A 9,821-nucleotide genomic window follows, 5' to 3' on the forward strand; every position below is an offset into this window, starting at 1 on the left:
CCGGTCAGACCGGTGAGTAGCGCCGCCAACCCGCGCGCGCCCAGGCGGCGCGGGGCGCGCACCACCATCGCGCGATCGGGGGCCAGTCCCACCTGCACCGACTCGTGATCGCGCAGCACCACCACGGTGCCGGGCCGCAGCGTTGCACGAACCGGCGCGGACTTGGCGGGCGGTGCTGTGGGGGTGCTCATGGGGCCCATCGTGGCACGCCCCGACCCCCACCAGGCCCCGCCGAGGAGGAGTTATCCACAGGCTGCGGCACCGGATAGAGGCTGTGGACAATCGCGTCGCGGCAGGTCGTCTACGGTGGTCGCCGTGCCACCCACCCCCGCAATCGACGATCCGGCGACCCCCGATCCCTTAGGGCTGCCCACGTCCCCCGACGACCCCCGGATCGACGTGCGCCGCTCCAGGCGACGCAAGCGGACGGTCTCGGCCAGGATCGAGGGCGACACAGTAGTGGTGCTCATGCCGGCGGGTCTGCCCAGGTCAGAGGAGCGTCGGCTCATCTCGGACATGCTGGGCAAGCTGGCCCGGTCGGGGCGGCGGCGGGGGACCCGCGCATCCGATGCGGAGCTGATGCAGCGCGCAAAGGGGCTGTCCCGCGAGTGGCTGGACGGTCGCGCGGTGCCGACGTCGGTGCGGTGGGTGCCCGCGATGACCACGCGCTGGGCGTCGTGCACGCAGGCCTCGGGCGAGATCCGGATCAGCGAGGCCCTGCGGGATGTGCCGCCGTACGTCCTGGATTACGTGGTGCTGCACGAGTTGGCGCACCTGGTGGTCCCGGGCGGGCACCCGCCGGAATTCTGGCGGGTGGTGCGGCGGTTCCCCCGGACCGAGCGGGCGATGGGCTACCTCGAGGCCTACTCGCGGGTGCTGCGCCCGGGCGCGCCCGGAGCCCCCGGCGCGCCCGGCGGTGAGTCGGGGGAGGGGCCCGGCGAGGGCGTGGGGGACCTGATCGACGACGGCACCGCATAGGGGCGTCACCGCCCAGAATTTTACGACGACGACAAGGCCACGACGGACGACCGCCACCCAGGCAGCCGGCCCGTCGCCGTGCATCACATCTCAGGCCTTGTCGCCGGGCCCGTCTTGGTCGTCAGAGGCACCACCGCCACCGGCTTCGCGGAGGAACTGCTCGATCTCGTCGACGCCGCTGGAGTCCTCGGTGGACTCGTCGAGCAGTCGGTCGATCACGGCGGCCGGGTTCTCGAGGTCGTCGCCGACGGGCAGCAGGTCGGGGTGATGCCACAGGCCGTCACGACGTTCGGTGCCCACGGCCTCGCCGACGCGCCGCCACAGCTCGGCGGCCTCGCGGGCCAGGCGTGGCCGCAGTTCGAGTCCGACGAGCGAGGAGAATGCCTGCTCGGCGGCGCCGCCGGTGGCGCGACGACGCAGCCACATCTCGCGCAGCTTGTCGGCGCTGGGAAGACGGTCGCCCACTGCTTCGGTGACCACCGCGTCGACCCAGCCCTCGACGAGCGCCAGCAGCGTCTCGAGCCGGCCCAGGGCGGCCTCGTTGACGTTGGTCACCTTGGGGCCGATCGCGCCCGCGCCGCCGGCGAACATCTCCTGCAGCTTGGCGGGGTCCTGGAGGATCGACGGGTCGAGCCCGGACGCCAGGTCGTCGAGTGCGGAGGTGTCCACGCGGATGCCGCGGGCGTACTCGTCGACGGTGGCCAGGAAGCGGGCCCGCAGCCACGGGGCGCCGGCGAACAGGCGCAGGTGCGCGGCCTCGCGGGCGGCGAGGAACACCACCACCTCCTGCCGGGGCAGTTCGAGCTCGTCGGCGAACGCGTCGATCGCGGCGGGGCACAGCGCGGCCACCCCGTCGTCACCGAACGGCAGTCCGACCTCGGAGGAGAACAGGATGGCGGGGGCGAGTTTGCCGAGCCCCTGCCCGAGCTGCATCCCGAAGCCCATGCCGCCCATCTGGTCGAGCATCCCCAGCAGCGGCCCGGCCATCTGGCGGGCCTCCTCGGGCATGGCGCCCATGGTGGCGGAGTTCATCTGCTCGGCCACCGGGGTGCAGATCTTCTCCCAGGCGGGCAGCGACTGCTCGACCCACTGTTGGGGGGTCCACGTCTCGGTGCGGTGCACGCCGGTGGGGAACACCGTCGTGTCGTCGAGCCACAGCTCGGCGAGGCGGACCGACTCCTCGGCGGCGGTGCGGGAGGCGTCGGTGACCACGGGCGTGCGGCCGAGCGCCTGGAGGGCGACGGTGCGCGCCAGCTGGTAGTTGACGGGGCCGGAGCTGCCGGGACCGGACATGGCGGAACCCATGTTGCCGAGCATCTGCCCGAACTGGGAGATCATCTTGCCGAGGTCACCGAACTGCGAGGGGTCGAAACCGCCGGCGCCACCGAAGCCGAAGCCGCCGGGCCCGCCCGGGCCACCGGGGCCGTTCGACCCGCCGGAGCCACCGGACCCGCCGGAGTTGCTGTGCCGGTCGTCGTCCCGCCCGTCGTCGTCGGATGCAGAGAAACCGAAGGGCTGGTTCATGCCACAACGGTACAGCGTGCGGGGGCCTCGGGTCCGGCGGCGACGGCCCCGGGTCCGGTCGCGGCGCCACTCGGCGGGGGAGCGGACTACCCTGTCCTGCGTGAGTCGCCGCCTGTTCACTCTGTTCGCCGCGTTGGTCCCGGCGGTGCTGTTGCTCGTCCTCGCCACCGCGGGCACGGTTCCGCTGGTCGCGATGGGCCCCGGCCCCACGTACGACACCCTGGGCCAGGCGCAGGTGGAGAACGAGGACGGGGACGTCGAGGACGTGCCGGTCATCGAGGTGACCGGGCGTGAGGCCGACGAGACCACGGGCTCGTTGCGGATGACCACCGTCGCCGTGCGGGACCGTCTCACCCTCCTGGACGCCATGCGGTTCTGGTTGGATCCGGCGCAGGTGGTCGTGCCGCGTGACCAGGTGTTCCCGCCGGAGTCCTCGCGCGAGGAGGTGCGCGAGTCCAACGCCGCGGAGATGGTGGGGTCGGAGAACAGCGCGGAGGCGGCCGCCTACCGCCAGTTGGGAATCCCCATGCAGCCGCGGGTCGAGGGCGTGGACCCCGACGGTGCGGCGGCGGGCCACCTGGAGGAGGGCGACATCCTCACCTCGATCGACGGCGAGCAGGTCTCTGACGCCTCCGAGGTGGTGGAGCAGGTCAGCGCGCATCGCCCGGGCGATGAGGTGCGGCTCGGGTACGTGCGTGACGGGGTAGAGGGGACGACGACAACAACGCTGACAGGAGCCGGGCCGGACGGCGATCCCGAGCAGGGCCGCCTCGGCATCCTCGTCGGGGACACCCCCGCGGACGGCACCGATGTGACCATCTCGGTGGCACCGGATGTGGGCGGTCCTTCGGCGGGACTCATCCTGGCCTTGGCAATCGTGGACCGACTCTCGCCCGGCGAGGTCACCGGCGGCGCGAACGTGGCCGGCTCCGGCACGATCCGGCCCAGCGGTGAGGTCGGGTCGATCGGCGGGATCCGCCACAAGATCCGCGCTGCGCACGAGGAGGGGGCCACCGAGTTCCTCGTCCCGGCGGCCAACTGTGCGGAGGCTGTGCAGGGCACCCCGGACGGGATAAGGCTCATCGAGGTGTCCACGCTCTCGGGCGCGCTGGAGGCGCTGGAGACGGCCGCTTCCGGGGGTGAGCCACCGACCTGCGGCTGACGGGTGGCATTTCCGTAAGGTGGGACCAACGAGCATGTCCGCCCCAGCAGTCCAGGAGCATCACCGGTGTCCGTCCGCCCACCCGGCAATCCGCCCGGCCGACCTCTCACGATGTCGCGTCGTGGTCGTGCCGTCGCCATCGCCGTCGTCGTCCTCATCATCCTCATCCAGGTTCTGCCCCGGCTGAATTCGGCCTACACGGACTGGCTGTGGTTCGGCAGTGTCGACGCCACCAGTGTCTTCCGCACGGAGATCCTCACCCGCCTGGGGCTGTTCTTCGTGGTGGCGATCCTGATCGGCGCCGCGATCTCGGCCGGCATCCTGCTGGCCTTCCGGTTCCGGCCGGTCTTCCTCGCGCAGGGCGGACTGCAGGATCCGCTGAGCCGCTACCGCGCGGCCATGGGCACCTCGCCCGGCAAGTCCGTGGTGTGGATCCCCATCGTGGTCGGCGTCCTGGCCGGCGCGGTGGCGCAGACCGGCTGGCAGACCGTCCTGGCGTTCTTCAACTCCACGGAGTTCGGGCAGACCGACCCGCAGTTCGGGCTGGACATCTCCTTCTACGCGTTCGAGCTGCCGATGTGGCGCGCGGTGGTCACCTGGGTGATGGTGGCCGTGGTGGTGGCGTTCCTGGCCAACCTCATCACGCACTACCTCGTCGGCGGGATCCGTCCCGGGGCTCGTGAGGGCTCGCTGACCCGCGCCGCCCGCATCCAGTTGGTGACCCTGGCCGGGCTCTTCGTCCTGACCAAGGCGGCCGCCTACTGGCTGGACCGGTACGAGCTGCTGTTCCGCGAGAACTCCACGTTCACCGGCGCCGGCTACACGGACGTCAACGCGCTGATGCCGGCCAAGATCTTCATGTTCGCCGTGGCGCTGGTCTGCGCGATCGCGTTCTTCTCGGCGATCGTCATCAAGGACCTGCGGATCCCGGCGCTGGCCACCGTGCTGCTGCTGTTCTCGGCGCTCGTTGTGGGCTCCGCCTGGCCGCTGGCCGTCGAGCAGTTCTCGGTCAACCCCAACCGTGCCGAGAAGGAGCGCGAGTACATCTCCCGCAACATCGAGGCCACCCGGGCGGCATATGACATCGGTGATGACCGGGTCACCTACATCGAGAACTGGGGCGCGGCGAGCCCCAACCCGCGCGAGGCTGCCTCGGACACCACCACGCTGTCGAACGTCCGCATCCTGGACCCCAACGTCCTGTCACCCACGTTCACGCAGCTGCAGCAGCTGCGTAACTTCTACGGCTTCCCCGAGACGCTGAGCCTGGACCGGTACACGGTCGACGGGGAGATGCAGGACTTCCTGGTGGCGGCCCGTGAGCTCGACCCGTCGGCGCTGCAGGCCAACCAGAGGGACTGGATCAACCGGCACACCGTCTACACGCACGGCAACGGCTTCGTCGCCGCGCCCGCGAACCGGGTCAACGAGATCGCGGACGACGCCGGTTCGGACCGCGGCGGCCTGCCCAACTTCCAGGTCTCGGACCTGGACACGATCAACAATGACCAGGAGATGATGATCCCGGTCACGCAGCCGCGGATCTATTTCGGTGAGCTCATCGCCCAGTCGGATCCGGACTACGCGATCGTCGGTGACAACGGTGACGGCCCGCGCGAGTACGACACGGACACCACGCAGTACACCTACACCGGCTCCGGCGGTGTCCCCGTCGACGGCTGGGTCAACCGCACGGCGTATGCGCTGAAGTTCGCCGAGCGCAACATCCTGCTGTCGGGCCTGATCGGGGACGATTCGAAGATCATCTACGACCGGGATCCGCGCGACCGTGTCCAGAAGGTGGCCCCGTGGCTCACCACGGACACCAACACGTACCCGGCCGTGATCGACGGGCGCATCAAGTGGATTGTCGACGGGTACACCACGCTCAAGACCTACCCCTATGCCGAGCTCAGCTCGCTGGAGGCGATGACCGCGGACTCGACCGACGAGCTCGGCGGTCGGGTGCAGGTGGACGAGGAGGTCTCGTACATCCGTAACTCGGTCAAGGCCACCGTCGACGCCTACGACGGCACCGTCGACCTGTACGCGTTCGACGAGTCGGATCCGGTGCTGCAGACGTGGATGAAGGCGCTTCCGGGGATCGTTCAGCCCGAGTCCGAGATCTCCGAGGAGCTCCGCGATCACTTCCGGTACCCGGAGGATCTGTTCAAGGTGCAGCGTGAACTGCTGGCCAAGTACCAGGTCGACGATCCGGGCCAGTTCTTCACCAATGACGCGTTCTGGTCGGTGCCGTCCGATCCCACGGTCACCTCGTCCATCCAGAACCCGCAGACCCCGCCCGCGAGTGGTCCGCTGGGTGGTCCGGCCTCCGGCAACACCGGTGGCGGCGCGGGCGGGGCGCAGTCCACGGAGCGTGAGGGGCCGAGCCAGCCGCCCTACTACGTGATCACCTCGGACCCCACCGATCCGGAATCCGATGAGCCGACGTTCCAGCTCATCTCCGCCTTCCGTGGGTACGAGCGTGAGTTTCTGTCGGCGCACATGTCTGCCAGTTCGGACCCGGAGACCTACGGTGAGATCACGGTGCGCGTGCAGCGGCCGATCGAGCCGCTGGCGCAGGGCCCCAACCAGGCGCAGGACATCATGATCGCCTCCCCTGCGATCGCGGAGGATCGCCGACTGTGGGGCGAGACGGCGGAGATCACCGAGGGCAACCTCCTCGCCCTGCCGCTGGCCGATGACTCGGTGCTGTACGTCGAGCCCATCTACACCCAGCGCAAGGACCAGGACTCGGCGTACCCGCGTCTGCTGCGCGTGATGGTGAGCTACGACCGCGCCGTGGGGTATGCGCCCACACTGTACGAGGCGCTCAAGCAGGTGGGGATCGAGACCGACCCGAACCTGGTGCGTATCGACGAGAGCGGCGAGGCCGAGGCAGAAGCCGAGGCCGAGGCAGAGGGCGGCAGCGACCGGCCCGAGTCCGAGTCGAGTGCCCCGCGCCCGTCCGCACCGTCCGGTGGCGGAGGCGGTAGCGAGGCCGAGCGGGGAGCGGCGATCGACGAGATCAACTCGGCGCTCAACGCGGTCCGGTCGGCGCAGAACAGTGGCGACCTCGGCGACCTCGGCCAGGCACTCGATGATCTGCAGGCCGCGGTCGACGCCTACCAGGCGCTCGGCAACGGCAACTGACGCCACACTGCCACGACCGTCCGTAACGGCGGCCGGTCGTGGCCGCCGGTGGCGCTGGCCAGCCGCCGCGTAGCGGTCCCGCCCGGGCCGGCAGTCCTTCGGGAAGCCGACCCGGGCGGTCCTGTTTCTCCACGAGCGTCAGCTGCGCTGACCTGCGATAATATGACTTTCCCTGTGTGTTCGGTCACCTTCTGTCCAGTTCGCGTTCACCGATTTGCATTGTCCGTGCGGTGGCACGTAGTGTCATACACGCAATCGACGCGGGGTGGAGCAGCTCGGTAGCTCGCTGGGCTCATAACCCAGAGGTCGCAGGTTCAAATCCTGTCCCCGCTACCACGCACTCAGGCCCGGTTCCTCTCGAGGAGCCGGGCCTGAGGTCATTTCGCCTACCAGCCCCCAGCCCCCGGAATTCGCTACTCTCCCTGCGGATCCGCTAGCCCTGTAGCGGTAGCGGATGTCGACGGAGGGTAGCGGATTGTGTGGCCGCGGATTACGTTGCCGCGGATCACGTCGCTGCGGATCGTGTCCCGCGCGCGGCGGGCCGCACCGCGTACAGGGCGTGCCCATAGGCTGCACCCATGACTGTGTCGCTCACGCACTCGGAGTCGATCTCTGTCAGTGCCTCGCCCGACCGGGTCTATGACACGGTCTCGGACGTGACCCGCACCGGCGAGTGGTCGCCTGTCTGCCGGGAGTGCTGGTGGGACGAGGGGGGTGGCGCGGTGGTGGGGGCGTATTTCACCGGGCGTAACGTCACGCCCGACCGCACCTGGGAGACCCGCTCCGAGGTCGTCGTCGCGGATCCGGGCCGCGAGTTCAGCTGGAGTGTGGCCGGCGGCAGGGTCGTGTGGACCTATTCGATGCAGCCGGAGGCTGATGGCGCCAGCACCCGGCTCACCGAGTCGTGGGATTTCACGCCGGAGGGCCAGGAGTTCTTCGTGGAGAAGTACGGAGACTCGGCTGCCGAGGAGATCGAGAAGCGCCGGGCCGCCGCCTTCACCGGGATCCCCGAGACCCTCGCCGCCATCAAGAGGGTCGTCGAATCCGGCGATTGATGAGCCTGCCCGAGCGCCCGATTCGTGAAGCTCCGAGTACCTCTGATACGGTAGGGACTCCGACATCGACGGCCTGGAAATTGCTTCTGGCCAGCATGTTCGGAGAGTTCGCCCGCCGTGGCGGACTGGCGACGCGGGGTGGAGCAGCTCGGTAGCTCGCTGGGCTCATAACCCAGAGGTCGCAGGTTCAAATCCTGTCCCCGCTACCAACGTTCAGGCTCGGAGTCCACGGACTCCGAGCCTGAATGCATTTCGGGATGCGCCCGGTCTGCACGCGGCGAGGCTGGCGGACGCCCCCGATAGACACCTGTCGAGTTGGTCGTGGGTTCCGCCCCCGCTGCGCGGCTGCCGCGGTTAGTGTCGAGCGGATGCCCGCCGGGACGGACGCGCCGCGTGTCGCGCTCGAGCCGAATGTGCTCGGCGGCGGGCCCACCGACCCCGAGAGGATCCGCTTGTGAAGACCCGTGCCGCCGTCGTCGAGGGACCGGGGGAGCCGTTCCGGATCGCCGAGCTCGATCTGGACGAGCCCCGCGCCGACGAGATCCTCGTACGGATCAAGGCTGTCGGCCTGTGCCACACCGACCTCACCGTCGCGTCCATGCTGCCTGCGGAGATGTTCCCGCGCGTGTTCGGCCACGAGGGGGCCGGCGTGGTGGAGGCTGTGGGCTCGGACATCACCGGCGTGAAGGCGGGCGACCACGTGGTGATGAGTTTCCGGTCCTGCCGCGACTGCGGCCACTGCTCAGACGGCGACTTCGGTTATTGCGAGAACGCGATGGTTCTCAACAACATGGGCTACCGCGCGGACGGCTCCACCACGTACAGCCGGGACGGGCAGCCCGTCGCCGGCTCGTTCTTCGGGCAGTCCAGCTTCTCCGAACTGGCGATCGGCTACGCGGACAACGTGGTGGTGGTGGACCCGTCCACCGACCTCACGCTCGCCGCGCCGTTCGGCTGCGGCTTCCTCACCGGCGCGGGTGCCGTGCTCAACACGATCGACCCCGAGCCAGGGTCGAGTCTGCTGGTCTCCGGTGTCGGCGCGGTGGGCCTCGCGGCCGTCGCCGCGGCCCGTGCGCTCGGCCTCGAGACGGTCGTCGCCGTGGACACCCAGGACTCCCGTCTCGAGCAGGCGGCGGCCCTCGGAGCCCATGTCATCAACCCCACCACGCTGCCCGAGGTCGGCGGGGTGGAAAAGATTCGTGAGCTCACCGGTGGTGGCGCCACCGCTGCGGTCGACACGACGGCCGTCCCGCAGGTCATCAAGCAGGGCGTGCAGGCACTCGCCGCCCGCGGCCGCATGGTCGTGGTGGGGCTGGGTGCGTCGGAGTTCCCGGTCGACTCGATCGACCTGCTCTACAACGGCAAGAGCGTCCAGGGCTGCATCGAGGGCGACGCCGATCCGCAGACCCTCATTCCGCGACTGCTCGAGATGCGCGCTGCAGGGGACCTCCCGCTCGACGAGCTGGTGACCACCTATCCGTTCGAGGACATCAACCGGGCGGTCGAGGAGGTGACCGCCGGCACGGTGGTCAAACCGGTGCTCGTCTTCTGAGCGTGAGACCCCCGCCGGGCCGGCGAGGAGCCGGCCAGCGGGGTCGGTCAGCGGCCCGTCCAGCGGGGCTCGCGCTTCTCGGCGAAGGCGGCCACACCCTCACGTGCGTCGTCGGAGAGCAGCGCGGGGCTGGCCATCTCGCTCTGACGCCCGAACGCCACCTCGGGTGCCCAGGTGGGCGCTTCGTCGATGATCTGCTTGCCGACACGCACCGAGAGCGGGGCGTTGGCGGCGATCCGGCGGGCGGTGTCCATCGCGGCCTCCAGGGCGGTGCCGCGGGGGACGAGGGTGTTGACCAGTCCCAGTTCATGCAGGCGCGCGGCGGGGAGTCCGTCGCCGAGCAGCGCCAGCTCCAGGGCCACCGGGCGCGGGAGACGGACGGCCGAGCGCCAGAGGC

At 70.0% G+C, this 9,821-nt stretch carries 7 protein-coding genes, 2 tRNA genes and 1 pseudogene; 7 read left to right on the forward strand and 3 right to left on the reverse strand.

What is annotated here, in order from left to right; translation table 11 throughout:
- A pseudogene (locus tag G6016_RS10155) lies at positions 1-191 on the reverse strand (hypothetical protein); the annotation flags it as partial.
- Between the two features lie 124 nt (positions 192-315).
- On the opposite strand from G6016_RS10155, the gene G6016_RS10160 reads away from it, so the two are divergent.
- Positions 316-978: a M48 metallopeptidase family protein gene (locus G6016_RS10160; protein ID WP_338403577.1), complete on the forward strand. Its 663-nt coding sequence runs from the start codon at positions 316-318 to the stop codon at positions 976-978.
- Positions 979-1,068: 90 nt separating this feature from the next.
- Here the strand turns inward: G6016_RS10160 and G6016_RS10165 are convergent, their stop codons facing one another.
- Entirely contained in the window at positions 1,069-2,502 is a 1,434-nt protein-coding gene (locus tag G6016_RS10165) for a zinc-dependent metalloprotease (protein ID WP_182632548.1), read from the reverse strand.
- Between the two features lie 100 nt (positions 2,503-2,602).
- On the opposite strand from G6016_RS10165, the gene G6016_RS10170 reads away from it, so the two are divergent.
- From G6016_RS10170 to G6016_RS10195, 6 genes are all read left to right on the forward strand, one after another.
- Positions 2,603-3,664: a PDZ domain-containing protein gene (locus G6016_RS10170; protein ID WP_182632549.1), complete on the forward strand. Its 1,062-nt coding sequence runs from the start codon at positions 2,603-2,605 to the stop codon at positions 3,662-3,664.
- A 66-nt stretch (positions 3,665-3,730) separates the two neighbouring features.
- Positions 3,731-6,817: a UPF0182 family protein gene (locus G6016_RS10175; protein WP_182632550.1), complete on the forward strand. Its 3,087-nt coding sequence runs from the start codon at positions 3,731-3,733 to the stop codon at positions 6,815-6,817.
- 259 nt (positions 6,818-7,076) lie between these two features.
- Positions 7,077-7,153 (forward strand) — tRNA-Met (locus tag G6016_RS10180).
- A gap of 242 nt (positions 7,154-7,395) precedes the next feature.
- The gene (locus G6016_RS10185) at positions 7,396-7,872 is read left to right on the forward strand and encodes an SRPBCC family protein (RefSeq protein WP_182632551.1); all 477 of its coding nucleotides are present in this window, start codon (positions 7,396-7,398) and stop codon (positions 7,870-7,872) included.
- A gap of 132 nt (positions 7,873-8,004) precedes the next feature.
- Positions 8,005-8,081: transfer RNA gene (locus G6016_RS10190), tRNA-Met, on the forward strand.
- Positions 8,082-8,326: 245 nt separating this feature from the next.
- Complete coding sequence (locus G6016_RS10195) at positions 8,327-9,424, forward strand: zinc-binding dehydrogenase (protein ID WP_182632552.1); 1,098 nt, start codon at positions 8,327-8,329, stop codon at positions 9,422-9,424.
- 47 nt (positions 9,425-9,471) lie between these two features.
- Here G6016_RS10195 and G6016_RS10200 read toward each other — a convergent pair.
- A partial coding sequence (locus G6016_RS10200; protein ID WP_241730123.1) for an enoyl-CoA hydratase-related protein occupies positions 9,472-9,821 on the reverse strand: 350 nt, incomplete at its 5' end.

The sequence above is a fragment of the Dietzia aerolata genome (genome assembly GCF_014144865.1).
Taxonomy (GTDB): Bacteria; Actinomycetota; Actinomycetes; order Mycobacteriales; family Mycobacteriaceae; genus Dietzia; species Dietzia aerolata.